We start from the raw sequence: 18848 nt of genomic DNA, 5'->3' as shown, positions 1-18848 counted from the left end.
CATTCATTAATCTTCTAGAAGATTACATGAAATAGTAATTGCACCAAACGAATTGCTTAGAGTTCTATTCAAAGTATTCTACTCTTGCATACATAACTTGACCATAAAAAGTCATTTGCTCTACAGGCAGACAATTTTCTCAACACTCTATTGAGCATCTACTCCCTTATCCTTTGGACTTCTCTTCGCAATGATTATAGGTAACTAATATAATTCCCAATAGTCTTCGTTTCAAAGAAGTCAGTCTATAATCCTCTTCATCCAGCTTCCTTTAAGGAACCAGACAAAAGCGAATAATCCAGCAATAACGTTACTAAGACCCATGCCCAGAAAAACACCTATGGAAGATCCCAACAGGGTATAACCCAAAACATAGCTAAGCGGAATCCTCAACCCCCAAAGCCGTAGAATTCCCAACGCCATGCTTTTCTTAGTATGCCCAGATGCCCTAAACACATTGTTTACCACAACAAAAATGCCGTTGAAGAAGGGAACAGAAGTGAGGAAATACTTCCAAACTACGGTACTTTCCTTTATTACCTCCTCATCATTGAGAAAAACCCTAAATATTGGAACTCTTAGAATCCCTATAATCACAACAGCACTTGTAGCTATTAGGATGTTGATGATCATGGTTCTCTCTGCTATTTTCTTTGCCCTCTCATATTTCTCAGCACCAACATTCTGGGCTATCATCGTTCCCATCGCCATACTTATCCCCCTGGAAATGCTGGTAAGAAAGTTCACTAAGCGTGTCGTTATAGTATAAGCAGCGTAAGTAACATCCCCAAACCCAAATATTATTCTCGTAAGCATGACAAAGCCAAAACTGTTCGCAGATTGACCTATTCCAGAGGGCAACCCTACCTTGAAAATGCGCTTGTAGAATTCAAAATCTGGCTTAAGCTCCCTTGACTTTAGATGGATGGGAGCTTTTCCACTAAAGAGAAGGTATGCTCCAATTATAGAACCGAGGGTATTTGAGAAAACAGTCGCCACAGCAGCTCCGGCAACACCAAGTCTAGGAAGCCCAAAAAGACCAAATATCAAGATAGGATCAAGAATTACATTCAGGAATACCGTAAACATGTTGATTTTTACTGGAGTTCTTGTATCTCCAGTGGCTCTCATCAGGGCACTAAACGCAAAGCCCATAAAAGAAAAAGGAAGTCCCAAGAAAACTATTCTAACGTATGTAAGGGCATAGGGATAAACATTTGGAGTAACCTTCATAAATTCCAAGGCTTTGGGGGTTATAAAAAACCCTATAAACGCTGTTAAAGATGCAAAAAATAGAACCAAAGAATATAATGCCCCAGCAGCCCTATTGGCCTTATCATACAACTTTGCCCCTATGTACTGACCAACAAAAGCAAAACCAGCAACGGCAAATCCCTGGCCGAGGTTCATGAGAGTTCCAATTAACGGCCAAGAAACACCTGGAGCAGAAAGAGCTTCTCTTCCAATTTTTCCAAGCCAGAAAGTATCGGTTATATTGTAGAGGACATGAACAAGGTTATTAAGGATTAAAGGCCAAGATAACTTGAAGAGAGTTTTCTCGATATTCCCTTCCAGAATTTCCGTTCTCATCTCTTCTATCCTAGCCATGGTAAAATACCTGTCGAAGCGTTAATATATAATATTAATGGTCTATTATCCTCTTCATCCAGCTACCCTTAAGGAACCAAGCAAAGCCAATTAATGCCGCCAGAAAGTTACTTAAACCCATTCCAAGCCATACTCCAGTTGTATCTGCCATAAACTTTCCGAGGCTGTATGCAAGGGGGATTCTAAGTACCCACAACCTTACCATGCCAAGTATCATGCTCTTTTTGGTATGTCCAGAGCTCTGAAATACGTTGCTTACAGCGGAAAAAATACCAAAAAACGGCAAGGAAAATGCAAAATACCTAACAAACTTAGCACTTTCCGCTAAAACTCTTTCATCCTTCACGAAAAATCCAAATATTTGGGCTCTGAACGCTACCACTATAGCAGTTCCAACAGTTAAGACAATTAAATTGGTCAGCATGGCTCTCTCTGCTATTTTCTTTGCCCTCTCATATTTCTCGGCACCAACGTTCTGGCCCACCATGGTTCCCATTGCTTGGCTTATTCCGTTAGCTATAGCGAACATAAAATTTGTAAGACGGTTTCCTATGGTATAGGTAGCGAAGGCGACGGTTCCATAGATGTAGATTATCCTCGTAAGCACAACAAAGCCAAAGGCATCCGTAGAAAAGCCCACACTTGAAGGCAGTCCCACTCTGAAAATCCTGGCATAGAAATCCCACTCTGGCTTGAGGTTCTCCAAGGTAAGATGAATTCCCACTCTCCCCTTAAACAGTAGATATCCTCCAATCAAAGAACCAACACTATTTGAAAACATTGTTGCCACTGCAGCCCCTATAACTCCAAGCCTCGGAAACCCCAACCAACCAAAAATCAAGAGGGGATCTAAAATAATGTTAAGGAAAACAGTGAACATGTTGATTTTCACAGGAGTTTTTGTATCCCCAACTGCCCTGAGAAGGAAGTTAAATGCAAACAAAGTAAAGGAGAAAGGTATACCTATGAAAATCACTCTAATATAGTTCAAAGCAAAAGGATAAACCTCAGGCGTGACCTTCATGAACTTAAGGGCGAAAGGTGCGATCAAAAGTCCAAAAATGGCCACAAATATAGCAAAGAACATCATCAAGGAATACAGCGCCCCAGCAGCTCTATTAGCCTTCTCGTAATCCTTAGCCCCAATATATTGGCTCACAAAGGCAAAGCCTGCAGTCGCAAAGCCCATTCCAATGCTCATAAAAAACCACACGAGAGGCCAAGCCGTCCCTGGGGCGGAGAGTTCTTCCGTACCTAATCTTCCCAGCCAGAAAGTATCTGTGAGGTTATAAAGAACTTGAACCATGTTGTTGATTATTAAAGGATAAGCTAGCTTCAGCATTGTTTTCTCTATGTTGCCCTCCACTATCTCCTGCCTCATCGCTTGAATCTTCTCTCCGTCCATATAGGCCACCTTAGTGAGATATCATTGATCATTGCATATCTTAATTCTGTTCAAAAGTGATCGCCTTGTGCTTAAATGAAAATCGAAACGTTACTATAAAAAGCTTATTATGGATAAATTATCCGTAGAATGGGTCTTTCAGAAATAAAAGATTAATTTAAGAAGAAAAGAGGGTAAAGAGCTCAGAACTCGAGCTCGTCCTCTTCTCCAAAGAGCTTCTTTCTGGCTGCCTCGAAGATAATCTTCTGCTCTTCTTGAGCAACAACCTTTCTGATGAGCTCTACTGCATCTGGGTTGGCTGAGATGCTGTCAATGCCAAGCCTTACGAGTATCTTAGCCATCTTTGGATCGCTTCCAGCTTGTCCACAGATGCTGGTCTCAACTCCGTGCTTCTTACAGACCTTAATGACATGCTTGATGAGTTTGAGTACTGCTGGGTGGGTCTCATCGTAGAGGTAAGCTATTCTGTCGTTGTCTCTATCTATAGCAAGGGTGTACTGGGTAAGGTCGTTTGTACCGAAGCTTATGAAGTCGATGCCCTCCTTAACGAGCTCTTCTATGATGAGAGCTGCTGCTGGAACCTCTATCATAACACCCCATTCGACGTCCTTGTGTGGAACGAGACCGACTTCGAGAGCAATTTCCTTAGCCTTCCTGATCTGCTCTGGGTGGCCCACAAGTGGAAGCATCACGCCGATGTTGTTGTAACCTTCCTCGACGACCTTCTTAATAGCCTTAAACTCGGCCTTGAGTAATTCTGGCTGGTCAAGGCTTCTCCTAATTCCTCTCCATCCAAGCATTGGGTTTCTCTCATCAGGCTCGTCTTCTCCACCTGGCATTTCCTTGAACTCGTTGGTTGGAGCGTCAAGTGTTCTGTACCACACTGGCCTTGGATAGAAGGCAGCTGCGACAGTTCTAATACCTTCGGCAAGCTTTTCGACAAGTTCCTCTTCCTTTCCTTCTTTGATGAACTTAACTGGGTGCTGACCAATGCTGAGGATCATGTGCTCTGCTCTAAGCAAACCAACACCATCAGCTCCAGTTGCTGCAGCCCTCTCAGCTACCTCTGGCATTGAAACGTTGACCTTGACCTTGGTTGCAGTGATAAGTGGAGCGCCTGCAACTACTACTTGACCACCAGCGGCTCCAACAGCTGCTTCTTCCTTCTTCTCGACGAGACTCTTGACTATGCCCTTATAGACGACACCTCTAGTACCATCAACTGTGACGTAGTCGCCAGTCTTAAGCTTCTTGGTAGCCTCTTTGGTACCAACAACAGCTGGGATACCAAGTTCTCTTGAAACGATAGCAGCGTGGCTGGTTCTTCCACCTTCGTCAGTGACAATAGCAGAGGCTCTCTTCATTGCAGGAACCATGTCTGGGTTTGTCATTGTTGTTACAAGGACGTCTCCTTCCTTAACCTTGTCGATCTCGCTAGCATCAAAGATAACAACCACTCTACCAGCACCGATACCTGGTGAGGCACCAAGCCCCTTGAGAATGACCTCAGCTTCTTCAGTCTCAGCGGCTTCGGTAGCGGCACTCTCGGCCTCTTTGAGTGTGGTAATAGGCCTGCTCTGGACGATGTAGAGCTTGCCGTCGTCCTTATCGTAAGCCCACTCAATGTCCTGTGGCCATCCGTAGTGCTCCTCAATCTTGGCACCCATCTTTGCAACTTCAATTATCTGCTCATCGGTGAGGACTTGCTTTTCAACGTATTCTGGGCCAAGATACTCAGCAACTGGGACCTTAACGGTTCCCTTACCGGTCTCTGGGTTTCTAACAATCATTATCTCTTTCTTGGCAATGAACTTCTCCTTAATCTTCCAGGTGCCCTTTTCGACAATGTACTCATCTGGAGTTACGGCACCGCTAACAACAGCCTCACCAAGTCCCCAGCTTGCGTTGATCATTATCTCATTTCTATCGTTTGTGACGGGGTTTGCGGTAAACATAACACCGCTTGTCTCGCTGTTAACCATCTTTTGAACAACAGCGCTCAAGTAAACCTTTGAGTGGTCAAATCCTTGCTTTGCCCTGTAGAATGTAGCTCTTGCGGTCCAAAGTGAAGCCCAGCATCTCTTTACCTTATCCTTAACGTCATCTGCACCAAGAACATCCAAGAAAGTCTCCTGTTGTCCAGCGAATGAAGCCTCCGGGAGATCTTCTGCTGTAGCAGAGCTCCTAACAGCGACATAAACCTCATCTTTGCCAAACCTTTGGCTGAGCTCCTTATAGGCTTGCTCAATCTCCTTGGCAATCTCTTCAGGCATTTCAAGTGAGATTATCTTTTCCCTAATCTTAGCGGTATTCTCCTGGAGCTGCTTGCTGTCATCAACATTAGTTTTGCTTATAATGTCCATAATCCACTCTTGAAGAGTTCTTCCATCTTCAACCCTAACGTTTTCAACAAAGTATTTGTACGCTTCAGCTGTAACACAGAACCCTGGTGGGACTGGAATTCCAGCGTTTGTCATTTCTCCAAGGTTTGCACCTTTTCCACCCACAAGGGGGACGTCTTCTTTCCTCAATTCCTCAAACCATTTTATGAATCTGTACGCCATCTCGATCCCTCCTTCTTAGAATAACCGTGGGTGATATAGAGAGAGCCTATTTAAAATTAACTGTCCAAAGATGGCTTTTGAACTCATAAAATAAAACATCATAAGGTTAAAAAATTAAAAGTTCTGCGAGGCTAGAATCTCATTGAGAGTTTCAACAGCGTTCTCAATCCCATACGCATATTTCAAAGCCCTAAAAATATCCAATGTAGCTTGGAGAGGCCGTGGTTCCTTGTTGAGATCATAGGTGTTTTTGATAATGTTTAGCATCTGTTCCTCTTCTTTCGTCATTCCGACAATATGATACACGAACAAAACATTGGCATAGGTTGCTCTAGAATAACCATAACCTTTTTCCCCTTTGAAACGTCCGTTTTCTTCTTGCTGCTCCTTGATCCATTCTGCTGCTTTTTTGATTGCAGGTAAGACCCTTTCATCCCCACTTATCTGGTAATATCTAGCCAAACCAAAGGCCGTGACTATAGTACCTCCCAAACTCTTCTTCCAGCTCCCATCTTTCCTCTGTTCCTCAAGGATTTTCGTTACCATGTTGTTCAGCACGGTCTCATTAAGCAGGCCATACTCATAGAGTATTGGAAGCATTTGAGCCTCGGCAAATAGGTCTCCTTTTTTGTCTTTCGGAGTGGTCATGATGTAATTTTCTTTGATCCTCTCCTGGAGATACTTTTTCCCCTTAGCATTTCCTTCAAAAGGCATTTCCCTTAGAGGTTCCAATGTAAAGGCTGTATACAAAGTAAAGTCATTTGGAGGAACACCTTCGGGAAAGCCCCCATTATCAAGCTGTTTATATGCAAGCCACTTTAATAGCCATTCATAGCGTTCCTTGAATTTTTCATTCCCTGTCTTTTGATAGAGGTAAGCGTATATCTCCGCAATCCTGGCATTCAAAAAGTAATCTCCCTTATATCCCTCGTCAAAGTCTGCATAGTTGTAGCCAGTCCAGAAGTTTTCTAAAAAGTTCACCAATGCTCCATAGCGGCCGGAATACTCTATCTTATCCTGATCCGGCGGGATGAGGGAAGGGTTTGGTATGAATTGGTAGAGCTCAGAGTTCCCATTTACGAAGAGCGTTTTGAAATGAGTATCATAAGGGGCGTATTCCATAAGACCGTACTTTATGAGACCATAAGCCCTGCGGTACTTATCTACATAAATATAGCTGACATTGTAGAGTTTCATTAGATGGTAAACCCTATCCTTTTGGGTTGAACTAAACATGACCACGTGATCTGCATATGCCCTAATTGCCTCTTGAGGATCCGGAGCTTCCTCAAAAAATCCTTGGTAAACTTTTTTCCACATTACAACGTCTTTTCTATGGGTGTTGCCTATTAATAGATATCCCAAATCCCACCACACCAAAAATACGGCATCTTCTGGAGTGTTCTCTTTTATCCATTCAAACGCCTCCTTGTCCTTTACCGTTGGAGGGGTTATGTAGGCATATGAAGAGTAAGCCCCCTGCACAATGGGAGTAACAATAAACAATGCTATCAAAATGGAAACGGCTTTTTTATTAAGCAAAGCCTTCCTAAATACGTTCGCACCTATTCCACTCATATCTGCAGTGATTTTTTCGAGAATTAAGCGAAGCTTTGGAAATACCTCATCCACCAAGTACTCTGCCGCCATTATTGAAAGGGGTAGGGATGCATAGGGATCCCTAAACCTAAACGCTATGCTGCCCAAGATCATGAACGTCCAAGCCCACAATGCCAAACCCTGCCTAATTGGGTCTCCCTCTAAATACTTCTTAGTTGCCAGAACCCCAAAAATCAGCTGAACAACTCCAATCCACTTCAAATAGCCCAAAGCTGTAACCTCTTCCCTTGGCATTCTAGAAATAAGGCCCCTTATGAACTCCCCAGTTACGGGGGCATAATAAAGGGCCAGACCTGCAAGGGCTAAAACCGCCAAGTAGTGGAGATGCCTCTTCACCCAGGGAATGAAGTACACAAAGAACATTAATAGCCCAACTCCAACAAAAAACACCCACCCTCTGTGTGTGACCATATAAATAGGGAGCAGGATTCCTAGGTATATTAAGTAGTTTGTTTTTCTGGTTTTAAGAAACCTTACTATAAGCAAAAGACCCAAGATAAATAGAAAAATGCCAAGATTTTCGGGGATATACAGGCTAGTTCTATAAAGAAAATTCGGTGCAAAGCCTACCAAAAGGGTTGCCAAGAATGCTTTATTCTCTTCTCCTAGAATTTCCTTGGAGAGATAGTAAAAGACTATCAATGAAAGTGTGCCATAGATCGCAGGCAGGATAAAGAACACATAATCACTCTTGAAAATCTCATAAAAGAGGGCTCCTATTACATGAAAGAGGGGAGGATAGCTGTAGGCTTTAAGACCCAAAAGCGACCCTAAATCTCTAGAAAGAACCCCTATCCCACTGTTAACAATTCTTAACGTCAAATCTCTATGGAGATACTCGTCATAAACTGCCAGCAACAAAGTCCTGTGAGGTATAAGCCTAATAAGGAATGAAACCGTAATGAACAATGCAAACTTAGCTCTTTTCATCTTTTACACCCCTAAGCCTTTTAATGTTCTTTTGACTTTATTAAAGTTGGTGGTTCAATGAAAGCCCTAAAGCTCTTTACCCTTGCATTTTTTACATACTTATTTTTAATGGTTTATGCAAATATCTTCCTCAAGGATAAGCTGTATGCCACGGTTCTCCCCTCTAGTAGAATCACAATTGCTCTCGCTATTGCTCTGCTATGTTGGGGGGTTTTAGTTATCGGTTATTTAAAACCAATAAGATTCCCGGAATGGGTTTACTGGTTTCTCATATTCATTCTCTCCTTTGCACTCCCAATTTACGGCCAGTTGGCTGTTTTAGTTGTGTTCTTAATATCAAAAAAATATGAATCCTTTGAGAAATATGCAAAATTTGTTCTTGTGAGCTCTATCTTTTTCATACTTATTCTCTATTTATTTGAAGGTGTCCCGTTTTTCCAGTGGGAGCTTAGGTTTAGGCTTGTTAAACCCCTAGTACTTTTTGCGTTTTTGTCTGGAATCTCTCTTACGTATTGCGAACTAAACTGGAAGCTCAAAACTGCCCTTTTCTTAGCATTGGAGGTTCTTTTCTTTTTAGGCACTTTTAGATCTCTGATGCTTTTGATATTCCTATTTTACTCGCTTCCATATTATTACGAAAACAAATTGACGTTCAGACAAGCCTTAATCGGAGTGCCAGTTTTCTTATTTGTTGCCTTCTTAAGTGGAAATCTTGAAGCTCTTTTGGTCAGAATGGGATTTACATTTTTGATTTTCCATAACATAGTTTCAGTCTCTCTCCCATTTGGCTTTTTCCACGGCAAATTGTTACTCCACAGCGACCCAAGGTGGAGAATTGCATTTATGTTTACCCTTAACGGTAGGTACACTTACTTCCTCTTCGGCCAGCCAATAGCGGATTTTGGAATCCTTGGGGTAGTTGAGGCGTATCTATTTGGAAGTTTGCTTAGATTATCAGAAACTGACAAAAAAACCGCAAGTGTTGTTTTGGCGACGTTAATATATGCCCTTGAGAGCGGAGTGGATGCCTTTATTCTTTCCGTGTTGTTGCTTTTTGGTGGGGTCTATTCAAAGTACACATCGAAAGGCTAAAATACAAATTTGAACTTAGTTACATGGGTGACCTCCCATGAATCCTCTTAAAGAAGCCCTCAAAATTAAAGACCAGATAATTGCCTGGCGCAGGGATTTTCACATGCATCCTGAGCTCGGCTACGAGGAAGAGAGAACATCAAAAATTGTTGAGGAACACCTGAGAGAGTGGGGGTACAAAATTAAGCGCATTGGAACAGGGATAATAGCGGATATTGGCAAAGGAGAAAAGACTATAGCTTTAAGGGCCGATATGGATGCTTTGCCTGTTCAGGAGGAGAACGATGTCCCTTACAAGTCCAGAATCCCGGGAAAAATGCACGCTTGTGGACATGACGCTCACACTGCAATGCTCCTCGGAGCAGCGAGAATAATAGCTGAGCATGAAAACGAGCTCCCTAACAAAGTGAGGTTACTCTTCCAGCCAGCAGAGGAGGGAGGAAACGGAGCATTGAAGATGATAGAAGGTGGGGCTCTTGAAGGAGTTAATGCCATCTTTGGCCTCCATGTATGGATGGAACTGCCGAGCGGTGTTGTTGGTATAAGAGAAGGCCCCTTTATGGCAGGGGCTGGAAGGTTCGATGTAGAGATAGAAGGAAAAGGAGGCCACGGGGCTTCGCCTCACGAAACGATCGACCCGGTTCCCATAGCAGCCCAAGCTATTTTAGCTTTCCAAACAATCATAAGCAGAAACCTTAATCCTCTAGAGAGTGGGGTTGTAAGTGTGGGCTCAATAAAAGCCGGAGAGGCCTTTAACGTGATTCCAGAGAAGGTTTATATGAATGGCACCTATAGGTTCTTCACGCCAGAAACAAAAGCTCTTATTGAAAAAAGAATTGAAGAGATTTTAAAGGGCATAACATTAGCTAACAATGCTTCGTGTGAGCTCAAAATAGAGGAAATAAGCCCTCCAGCCATAAACGATCCAAAAATGGCATCTCTTGCTAGAAAGGTTGCTCAAAATCTCGGACTAAAAGTAGAAGAAGTTCCAAAGACTATGGGGGCCGAAGACTTTGCATTCTACCTCCAAAAGGTACCGGGAGCATTTATAGCTCTGGGCATTAAAAATGGAGAGAAAGGGATAATCTATCCTCACCACCATCCAAGATTCAACGTTGATGAGGATGTTTTGCCATTAGGTACTGCATTGGAAGTTGGGTTGGCTTTTGAAAGAATTTGATTTATTTATCTCTTATTTCTCTCTCGTTCATTAGACATATTGGAAGTTGTTCATAAGTTTTGAGTTCTTGCTATTGATACACCATTAGCAGCTTTACACCATTGTGAAACAACTAAAACAGCTTGAGGTCATCTTTATACAGCAATGCCGAAATGCTTATATTCAACAACACCTAAATACTAACACGAGCAACTTACAGGAGGGATAAAAATGAGAAAATACCTTGCCATAGTTATGGCTTTGTTTTTGGTCTCTATGGCAGTCCCATTAACAACCGCTATTGGAGAAAATGGTAGCTCCCCGATACCATCAATGGGTTCACTCGGAAGGCCCATTACAGCACTCCAGTACTTCTATTATTTAAGATACAAGGAAGGAATAGAGAAATTTGACGAACTCTACAACAAAAGCGTAGAGCTTGGAGTAAGTGAAGAGACACTAGAAATGGCTCTCGAATACAAAGAGATGGCTGAAAAGGAATATGAGCTTGCATGGAAATTTGGGCATCCACTTAAGGGACACATCCAGACCTTTGTTCATATGAGGAGAGCTTATCTGTACTTGATGGAAGCAATAGAAATCCTCGAAAAAGCTATTGAGGAACTTGAATCTTCTTGAGATTTTTAATTTTCTTCATTTAATGCTTCTTGAATTAACTTTTTAAACCCCCTCTTCTCTTTTTATCCTGTGATAGCTATGAAAATTTACGTTAAGGTTTATCGTGTTCAGGGAGAAGTTCTCGTTGCTGCATGTGATGAAGAGCTTTTGGGTAAAACGTTTAGAGAAGGCGAGCTCAAATTAGAGGTAAAAGAGAGATTCTACAAAGGTGAACTCAGAGAAGTTGAAGAGCTTGAGTCCCTGCTGGAAGAGGCCACAATAGCAAACCTCACCGGAGAGAGGTGCGTAAAAAAGGCCATTGAGCTGGGCTATGTAGATGAAAAGAGAGTCCTTTACATCCAAGGCGTCCCTCATGCCCAGATGGCAAAGCTGTTATAATTTCGTTCTTCTCCCAAGAAGAAATCTGCTGGCCTTGAGAGTGCCTTCCCTCTTCCACTAATTCCTAATGGAAGTTAAGTTTTTAATCATGAAACCTCAGCTTGTAGTGGTGAGAAAAATGAGCGAGAGATTTTGCTACAGATGTGGAATTAGCGAGAACGAAGGGGGGCCGTTGATAGACGGCCTCTGTCAGGTATGCTTTAGAAAGGAAAACCCCGTACTCCTAATAGAAGATGAAATAAATACCGAGCTATGCCAAAACTGTGGGAGCTATAAGGTTAGAGGGACATGGGTAGATCCAAAAACTTACAACCTTGAAGAGCTTATCTTTGAAGTTGCCGATAATGCTCTCATTGAAAACCTCCTCCTTGATGAGAGAGTTAAAGAGGTAAAAATTGTTCCGAAAGAGGAATTGGAGGAAATTGAAGAAGTGCCCGTAGGAACTGCATATGTGAGCTTTGAGCCAATTGAGTGGCACATAGAGTACTTTCCGGCAATAATCAACTATGAAGTGGAAGTTAAAGCGAGAATTCATGAAATGCAAAAGGAGCTTCACCATGAGAAGAAGATGGTAACAGTCTATGTAAGGCAAACAGTATGTCCAAGGTGCCAGAAATTCTTAGGAGGTTATTTCGAGGCAATTTTGCAGGTTAGAGCTGAAGATAGAGTCTTAACAAAAGAAGAGAAAGATGAAATCTCAAAACTAGTTGAGGAAAAAGTTGACGAAATAATGAAGCGCGACAGGATGGGCTTCATCCAAGATACTGTAGAAAAAGAAGAAGGAATAGACTTCTACATGGGATCAACAAGTGCTGCAAGAAAGCTTGCCCAAGCGATAAGGGATAAATATGGCGGGAGTATAAGTGAGGCTTATCAGCTAATTGGGCAGGACAGAATGACGAGCAAGGAAGTTTATAGGACAAGTGTTAGCGTTAGAATCCCAAAGTTTAGAAAAGGAGACATAGTGGGGGACAAAAAAGGCAACATATACAGAGTTGAAGATGTGAACGGAAAAGGGTTGTTCTTAAAGAACCTCTCCACTCACGAAAATGAACACAAAGACTGGAAAAGTGCAAAGCGAGATGAAATAGACACAGTAGAGCACGAGAGACTGGAAGCTATGGCAACGAGTTCAACTCCAAGAGAAGTCCAGTTTATGGACATGAACAGCTATGAGACCTTTGAGCTCGAAAAACCAGAATTTGAAGTAAAGGAAGGAGAAATTTACAGGCTCGTTAGGGTTAAGGGGAAATATTATATCGAGGAGAAAAAGCAGGAATAAACTTTTTTAATTCCTCTCTTCTTCTTTGTTCCGGTGATAAAATGAGGGTTATAGGTGTCGATCCAGGCACGAAGAGCTTTGACATTATTGGCCTTGAAGACGGAAAGATAAAACTCGATCTCAGCTTTCCAAGTGAAGTAGTTGCGGAAGAGCCAAGCAAAATCGTTAGGACAATAGAAGAATTCAGTGCAGACTTAATAATCGGCCCCTCAGGGTACGGAGTTCCGCTTAAGCACATAAGTGAATTAACTGAAAAAGACCGCTTTGAGATGACGCTAGTTAGAGAAGAAGAAATGAAAGAAATACCAGTTCTCATTGGATTGCAAAAGATGGTAAGCGAGATGGCTGAAAAGAATATGAACGTGTGGTTTATTCCCGGCGTTATACACCTTCCAACTGTGCCAGAATGGAGGAAATACAACAAAATAGACATGGGAACAGCGGATAAAATGGCGATAACCGTTCTTGGAATCTACGACCAAGCCAAGAGGCTTAACATTGAGTATTCCGACGTTTCATTCGTGCTCCTTGAGGTTGGCTTTGGCTACAATTACGCTGGAGCAGTCAAGGGTGGAAAGATAGTTGATGGCATTGGGGGTACGATATTCCCTGGCCCGGCATACGTGAACAGCGGTGCCCTCGACGGTGAGGTGGCATATCTCATGGGAAAAATCAAGAAGTGGCACCTCTTCTGGGGAGGAGCAAGCATAATTGCCGCAGAAAAGATACTCCCACCAGAGGAATTTGCCAAAAGGCTTGACGAGGAGCCTTTTGCAAAAGCCTGGGAAGCCATGAAAGACGGCTTTATAAAGGCAGTTGCTAGTGAACTCGCCGTTGTGAGAGATGCCAAGGAAATAATCCTCTCTGGTAGACTTATGCGCATAGATGAGCTTAGAAAAGATGTTAAAGACCTCTTCGAGGAGCGCTTTGGCCTTCCAGTGGTTAAGCAGAGGGGTCTTGAGGGGAAAGCAAAGGAGGCCGCCCAGGGAAGCGCTATAATCGGGGACGGACTTGCTGGAGGAGAATTCAAAGGGCTTGTTGAACACGTTGAGATAAAGAAGAGTTACGGAAGCGTCCTCGACTATGTGAAACTTCCTTTGAATATTTGATTCTTCATTAACTTTTTTAACCTTAGGTTTACAACCCTTCTTTGGTGATAAATATGAAAAAGACAGTTGTTATCATAGGTGGCGGAGCTGCTGGAATGAGCACTGCATCAAGAGTGAAGAGACTGAAACCTGAATGGGATGTAAAGGTGTTTGAAGCGACTGAATGGGTCAGTCATGCCCCCTGTGGAGTGCCTTATGTCGTTGAAGGAATTTCTCCAAAGGAGAAACTTATGCACTATCCACCCGAGTTTTTCATCAAAAAGAGAGGAATTGACCTGCACTTGAATGCAGAAGTGATAGAAGTTGAGCAAGGAAGTGTGAGAGTAAGGGAGAATGGTGAAGAGAAAACCTACGAGTGGGACTACTTGGTTTTTGCAAACGGCGCCTCCCCCCAAGTACCGCCAATAGAGGGTGTAGATTTGAGGGGAGTTTTTACAGCAGACCTGCCTCCAGATGCGGTTGCAATAAAAGAATATGTGGAGAAAAATGATGTAAGGAACGTTGTGGTGATTGGAACTGGCTATATAGCACTTGAGATGGCCGAAGCATTTGTGGTTCAGGGAAAGAATGTAACACTAATCGGCAGAAGCGAGAGGGTCTTAAGAAAAACCTTTGACAAGGAAATCACCGATATAGTAGAGGCAAAACTCAGAGAACACCTAAACCTCCGTCTGGAAGAAGTAACCCTTAGGATTGAAGGAGAAGAGAAGGTAGAGAAGGTAGTCACTGATGCAGGGGAGTATAAAGCCGATCTAGTCATCATAGCCACTGGAATCAAGCCAAACACAGAGCTTGCACGACAACTAGGGGTTAGGATAGGGGAAACTGGAGCAATATGGACAAACGAGAGAATGCAAACGAGCATTGAAAACGTCTATGCTGCTGGAGACGTTGCCGAGACAAAGCATTTGATCACTGGCAGAAGGGTATGGGTGCCATTGGCTCCACCGGGTAACAAGATGGGCTACGTAGCGGGAAGCAACATAGCGGGTGTTGACATAACATTTCCAGGAGTTCTTGGAACGGCCATAACCAAATTCATGGATCTCGAAATTGGGAAAACCGGGCTAACAGAAGGAGAAGCCCTAAAAGAAGGATATGATGTTAAGACGGCATTCATAGAGGCAAGAACAAAACCCCATTATTATCCGGGCGGAAAGAAGATATGGCTCAAAGCAATAGCGGACAAAGAGAACGGAAGGCTCTTAGGCTTACAGGCAGTTGGAGCAGAGATACTTCCAAGAGTGGATGCTTTTGCAGTAGCTTTACAAGCAGGATTTACAACAAAAGACCTCTTCTTTGCCGATTTAGCCTATGCACCACCGTTTGCCCCGGTTTGGGATCCACTGGTAGTTCTAGCAAGGGTCTTGAAGTTCTGATCCCCTCTTTAATTTTAAATTTCTCCAAAAAACCTTATTTAGGTTAAGTCTCAAGTAAAAACCATGAAAGCAATAAACAAAGCCCCCTGTTTATACCTGGCGTATCTCTCAATAGCGATACCCTTAATATCAATTGCAATAGCAATACTTCTCTCAGATTGGTTCAATATCACAAACAACGCCCTAAGCGATCTTGGACATGCCACAAGAAGCTCCGTTGCACCGATATTTAACTTTGGCTTGAGTCTCGGAGGGGCTCTTATCATATACGTTTCAGCACTGTGCATATACAAAACCAGCAAAGCTTTCTCTGCTGTGGGGTTCTTAGTCGGGTTTACGCTAATTCTGGTGGCTGTTTTTGATGAAATCTACAGGGGACTGCACTTCAAAGTCTCGGTGGCGTTCTTTCTCTCTCTTGCAGTATTCCTAGTTGCCTATGGGGTCTACTTTAGAAGTTATTTACCTATTCCTGCTCTAACAGTTGCGATACTAGCGTGGCTCATTCATTTTGCATACAATGTTCCAAAGGGAGTAGCAATCCCAGAGCTCGTCTCTGTATTTGCAACAGCCCCGTTTTACATTGATACGATAAAAAGGTTTCAAGTAAACTCATAATTTCGAATTTTGAGCTTGGTCTTTAAAGTGGCTTTTCTCCTTTTAGGATATTCTAAGAGAAAAGAGATAGAAAAAGAACTCACTCCACAAATATTGCAGGCTTCATCGGCATTGCCTGCTTCTTCTTTCCGCCCTTGTCCTCCTCTGGGTTTATGATGATTTCTAGCCCCGTTTCGCGTTCTATGAAGTCCTTTGCCTGTCTTAAGGCCTTCTCCTCATCGATGCGCTTGAGTTCAAAAGCTCTCTCCTTGACAAGCTTTTGAATCAGCTTTGAAACTTCCTTGCCACGCTTTCTCATCTCTGGATCTTTCATTACTTCACTCATAGCTGCCTTGAAGTCCTTCTTCTCCGCGACTATCTCCGCTACTCTCCACTTCCACTCTTCAGCTGTGTAGATGTAGGCTCTCTTTGCATTTTCGAGCTTTGCAACGGTGATAATTTCCTTTATATCATCGATTAGTGCTTTGATGTAGTCCTCTTCAAGTTCTATTGTTTCGTTCCACCACTCTTCAACAGGCTCTGGCCACTTGGCAAGGCTTACAAAGCCCTCTCCACCAAGCTTTGTCCAGAGTTCCTCAGCTATGTGTGGTGTAAACGGAGCCATCAAGCGAACCCAGATATCAGCAACTCTCCTCAAAGTAACCTTTTTCGCTTCATCGTCCCTTCCTTCTGTTCTCCTCATGTACCATCTTAGGTCGTTCAGTATGCTGTAGAAAGCCCATTGAACAGCCGTCCTTGTTCTAAATTCCTCCAGAGCCTCAGTGGCACCTTTTATGGCTTTGTTAACTCTGTGCAAGAGCCATTTGTCAATGTCCATTAGCTCAACGTCTTTGTCCTCATAAGCTGCAAATTCCATTATAAGCTCATAGAATCTCTCTATTTGCTTTCTTAATTTGCCCACTTCACTCCTCTTCCAGTCAAAGTCGCTGTCGTGCTCTGCTAGACTCATGATGTAAAGTCTAACCACATCTGCCCCGTTCTCTTCAATGGCATCGATAAAGTTGAGCACGTTCCCCTTGCTCTTGCTCATTTTCTGTCCTTCAAGAGTTCCAAAGCCGTTAACCGCTATTCCTTTCGGCCAGTGCTCTTTTCTGAATATGGCAACGTGATTGAAGATAAAGAACGTTAAGTGGTTTGGAATTAAGTCCTTAGCCGAGCATCTCCAGTCCAGCGGATACCAGTATTCAAATTCTTCCTTCATTTCTCTTATAACTTCTTTTGGAATGCCCGTTTTTTCGCTTAGCTGCTTTTCTTTCTCCTCGCTAAAGTCCTCAAGGAATATGTAGTCAAAAACTTCTGGGATTAGCTGTTCTCCTTTAATGCCATACTTATTTACGGCTCTGCTTATGGTGTAGTAAGCCATGTAAATTGTTGAGTCGCTCAGACTTTCGATCACCCACTCCGGATCCCACGGCAAAGGAGTTCCAAGGCCAACTTTTCTCGCACAGGCCTTCTTGTCGAGCCACTCTATTATGGCTTCAAACTGTGCCCTTCTTGACTCCGGCAGGATTTTCATTTCTGCTAAAGCTTCTCTCGCCTTTGCCTTCCATTCTGGGTTTCCGTAGTCGATAAACCATTGATCGTGGATTATTTTTATAACCGCTCTGTTTCCAAACCTTGAGATGACGTTTTTGTCCGAGAATTCATACATCCTGTCAGCTATTCCTTTTTCGAGCATCTCCTTAGCTACTAGCTCCTTTACCTCGTTAACGGGTTTTCCTTTGTAGGGCTCAATCTTGAAGACACCCTTGTGGTATTCAGCTTTGTAGATGTTTTTTGTGGCCTGTTCAAGTTTTTCCACATCTTTTTGGCTTTTTACTCCAAGCTTTTCACTCTCTTCAACAGCCGGGAATTCACCATAGCCCTCCAACTCAATCAGGGAGATGTAGCTTATGTTTTCAACGATCCTTGGATCAATATCATACCTCAACAGGATTTCTGTGTTCTTCTTTATGTCCTCCAAGGCGGCATGATCGAAGGGTGCATGTGCAGGAACGCTCATGACTACTCCGGTAGCGTTATCTGGATCAACGAACTCAGCAGGCAAAATAATTACCTCATCTCCAGTTACCGGGTTCTTGACCCACTTTCCAATTAACTTCTCTCCCTTGAACTCTTCCAGAACTTCAATATCCTTATCTTGGAAGCTCAACTTGTAAGCGGCTTCCTTGCTTATTATCCATTTCTCTTCCTTGTCTCCGCTCTTAACTCTGGCTTTCACGTAAGTTGCCTCGGGATTTAACCACATGTTGGTTACTCCGTAAACGGTTTCGGGCCTTAGGGTTGCCGCAGGTAGATAGTAAACTTCGCCTTTCTCTTCAAGAACGAACTTTATCAGAATGTAATCCAGTATCTGTACATCTTCTCCCTCAATTAGGTCGTGATCTCCCAAGGGGGTTCCAACAACTGGATCCCATCTGACGTAGTGGGTTCCCTTAACGATCAGCCCTTTTTCTTTTAATCTCAAGAACTGCCACTCGATAAACTTACTGAACGGCGGAAAGAGCGATGTCGTGTGGAATTCTCTGCTCCAGTCAACACTAAAACCCGCTCTGATAAAAGTCTCCCTTGCGGCCTTCATGAAGTACTTTACTATATTCACTGGATCTTCAAATGTCCACAAAATGTCCTCCGGAACTTTGTAGACATCCCTATAAACGTAGATTGTCTGGGGATCCCTGTGCTTTATTCTTTCCGCTATCCCGACTATTGGAGAGCCGGTTATATGCCACGCCATTGGGAACAAGACATTGTATCCCTGCATTCTCTTGAACCTTGCAATAACGTCCGGTATTGTATAGGTTCTAGCATGTCCCACGTGCAAGTGGCCTGACAAGTAGGGGAATGCAACCGTTATGTAGAACTTTGGCTTCTTTTCATCTATCTGAGGTTCGAATACCTTCTCTTCCAGCCACTTCTGCTGCCATTTTTCTTCAATAGCCTTGAAATCTACCATATCCTAACCTCCCTGATGTTGTTAAAAACGTCTTTTAAAAGAGTTTGCACCGAGGAAAAAGACTTGGATTTACGTCTAGGGGGATAGCTAAGTTGATCAGCATAAGAGGAAT

General features: G+C 43.0%; 13 protein-coding genes. 8 read left to right on the top strand and 5 right to left on the bottom strand.

The genetic code is table 11. The annotated features are described in order from the left end of the window. Nucleotides 1-240 precede the first annotated feature (240 nt). The 4 genes from NF859_RS04395 to NF859_RS04380 form a co-directional block, all read right to left on the bottom strand. On the bottom strand, nucleotides 241-1608 hold the full coding sequence (locus tag NF859_RS04395; RefSeq protein WP_252743187.1) for an MATE family efflux transporter: 1368 nt from the start codon (nucleotides 1606-1608) through the stop codon (nucleotides 241-243). Nucleotides 1609-1642: 34 nt separating this feature from the next. Then, a complete protein-coding gene (locus tag NF859_RS04390; RefSeq protein ID WP_252743186.1) occupies nucleotides 1643-3013 on the bottom strand; it encodes an MATE family efflux transporter in 1371 nt (456 codons plus the stop codon). Nucleotides 3014-3195: 182 nt separating this feature from the next. Further along, the gene (ppsA, locus tag NF859_RS04385; RefSeq protein WP_252743185.1) at nucleotides 3196-5577 is read right to left on the bottom strand and encodes a phosphoenolpyruvate synthase; all 2382 of its coding nucleotides are present in this window, start codon (nucleotides 5575-5577) and stop codon (nucleotides 3196-3198) included. Between the two features lie 114 nt (nucleotides 5578-5691). Then, nucleotides 5692-8127: a glycosyltransferase family 39 protein gene (locus NF859_RS04380; protein ID WP_252743184.1), complete on the bottom strand. Its 2436-nt coding sequence runs from the start codon at nucleotides 8125-8127 to the stop codon at nucleotides 5692-5694. A gap of 57 nt (nucleotides 8128-8184) precedes the next feature. Between NF859_RS04380 and NF859_RS04375 the strand changes: the two genes are divergently transcribed. The 8 genes from NF859_RS04375 to NF859_RS04340 all read left to right on the top strand — a co-directional run bounded on the left by NF859_RS04375 (nucleotide 8185) and on the right by NF859_RS04340 (nucleotide 15780). Next, entirely contained in the window at nucleotides 8185-9219 is a 1035-nt protein-coding gene (locus tag NF859_RS04375) for an oligosaccharide repeat unit polymerase family protein (RefSeq protein WP_252743183.1), read from the top strand. Nucleotides 9220-9256: 37 nt separating this feature from the next. Then, on the top strand, nucleotides 9257-10399 hold the full coding sequence (locus NF859_RS04370; protein ID WP_252743182.1) for a M20 metallopeptidase family protein: 1143 nt from the start codon (nucleotides 9257-9259) through the stop codon (nucleotides 10397-10399). Nucleotides 10400-10609: 210 nt separating this feature from the next. Then, nucleotides 10610-11017: a hypothetical protein gene (locus NF859_RS04365; protein WP_252743181.1), complete on the top strand. Its 408-nt coding sequence runs from the start codon at nucleotides 10610-10612 to the stop codon at nucleotides 11015-11017. 78 nt (nucleotides 11018-11095) lie between these two features. Next, nucleotides 11096-11395: a DUF424 domain-containing protein gene (locus tag NF859_RS04360; RefSeq protein WP_004069885.1), complete on the top strand. Its 300-nt coding sequence runs from the start codon at nucleotides 11096-11098 to the stop codon at nucleotides 11393-11395. Between the two features lie 118 nt (nucleotides 11396-11513). Further along, entirely contained in the window at nucleotides 11514-12677 is a 1164-nt protein-coding gene (locus tag NF859_RS04355) for a 60S ribosomal export protein NMD3 (RefSeq protein ID WP_252743180.1), read from the top strand. Between the two features lie 41 nt (nucleotides 12678-12718). Continuing rightward, the gene (locus NF859_RS04350) at nucleotides 12719-13786 is read left to right on the top strand and encodes a DUF1464 family protein (RefSeq protein ID WP_252743179.1); all 1068 of its coding nucleotides are present in this window, start codon (nucleotides 12719-12721) and stop codon (nucleotides 13784-13786) included. A gap of 53 nt (nucleotides 13787-13839) precedes the next feature. After that, entirely contained in the window at nucleotides 13840-15165 is a 1326-nt protein-coding gene (cdr, locus tag NF859_RS04345; protein ID WP_252743178.1) for a CoA-disulfide reductase, read from the top strand. A gap of 63 nt (nucleotides 15166-15228) precedes the next feature. Continuing rightward, nucleotides 15229-15780, top strand: coding sequence for a DUF998 domain-containing protein (locus NF859_RS04340; protein ID WP_252743177.1), 552 nt, complete (start codon nucleotides 15229-15231; stop codon nucleotides 15778-15780). Nucleotides 15781-15859: 79 nt separating this feature from the next. On the opposite strand, the gene leuS is transcribed toward NF859_RS04340, so the two are convergent. Beyond that, the gene (gene leuS / locus NF859_RS04335) at nucleotides 15860-18736 is read right to left on the bottom strand and encodes a leucine--tRNA ligase (protein ID WP_252743176.1); all 2877 of its coding nucleotides are present in this window, start codon (nucleotides 18734-18736) and stop codon (nucleotides 15860-15862) included. Between the last annotated feature and the right edge of the window lie 112 nt (nucleotides 18737-18848).

The organism is Thermococcus alcaliphilus, from assembly GCF_024054535.1.
Classification (GTDB): domain Archaea; phylum Methanobacteriota_B; class Thermococci; order Thermococcales; family Thermococcaceae; genus Thermococcus_A; species Thermococcus_A alcaliphilus.
The sequence above is the reverse complement of the archived record's forward strand: the minus strand, read 5'-3'. Positions and strand labels throughout refer to the sequence as shown.

Excerpts from the sequence above, each read along its gene's own strand:
- NF859_RS04395 (WP_252743187.1), bottom strand. The coding sequence starts at position 1,608 with ATGGCTAGGATAGAAGAGATGAGAACGGAAATTCTGGAAGGGAATATC.
- NF859_RS04390 (WP_252743186.1), bottom strand. The coding sequence starts at position 3,013 with ATGGACGGAGAGAAGATTCAAGCGATGAGGCAGGAGATAGTGGAGGGC.
- ppsA (WP_252743185.1), bottom strand. The coding sequence starts at position 5,577 with ATGGCGTACAGATTCATAAAATGGTTTGAGGAATTGAGGAAAGAAGAC.
- NF859_RS04380 (WP_252743184.1), bottom strand. The coding sequence starts at position 8,127 with ATGAAAAGAGCTAAGTTTGCATTGTTCATTACGGTTTCATTCCTTATT.
- NF859_RS04375 (WP_252743183.1), top strand. The coding sequence starts at position 8,185 with ATGAAAGCCCTAAAGCTCTTTACCCTTGCATTTTTTACATACTTATTT.
- NF859_RS04370 (WP_252743182.1), top strand. The coding sequence starts at position 9,257 with ATGAATCCTCTTAAAGAAGCCCTCAAAATTAAAGACCAGATAATTGCC.
- NF859_RS04365 (WP_252743181.1), top strand. The coding sequence starts at position 10,610 with ATGAGAAAATACCTTGCCATAGTTATGGCTTTGTTTTTGGTCTCTATG.
- NF859_RS04360 (WP_004069885.1), top strand. The coding sequence starts at position 11,096 with ATGAAAATTTACGTTAAGGTTTATCGTGTTCAGGGAGAAGTTCTCGTT.
- NF859_RS04355 (WP_252743180.1), top strand. The coding sequence starts at position 11,514 with ATGAGCGAGAGATTTTGCTACAGATGTGGAATTAGCGAGAACGAAGGG.
- NF859_RS04350 (WP_252743179.1), top strand. The coding sequence starts at position 12,719 with ATGAGGGTTATAGGTGTCGATCCAGGCACGAAGAGCTTTGACATTATT.
- cdr (WP_252743178.1), top strand. The coding sequence starts at position 13,840 with ATGAAAAAGACAGTTGTTATCATAGGTGGCGGAGCTGCTGGAATGAGC.
- NF859_RS04340 (WP_252743177.1), top strand. The coding sequence starts at position 15,229 with ATGAAAGCAATAAACAAAGCCCCCTGTTTATACCTGGCGTATCTCTCA.
- leuS (WP_252743176.1), bottom strand. The coding sequence starts at position 18,736 with ATGGTAGATTTCAAGGCTATTGAAGAAAAATGGCAGCAGAAGTGGCTG.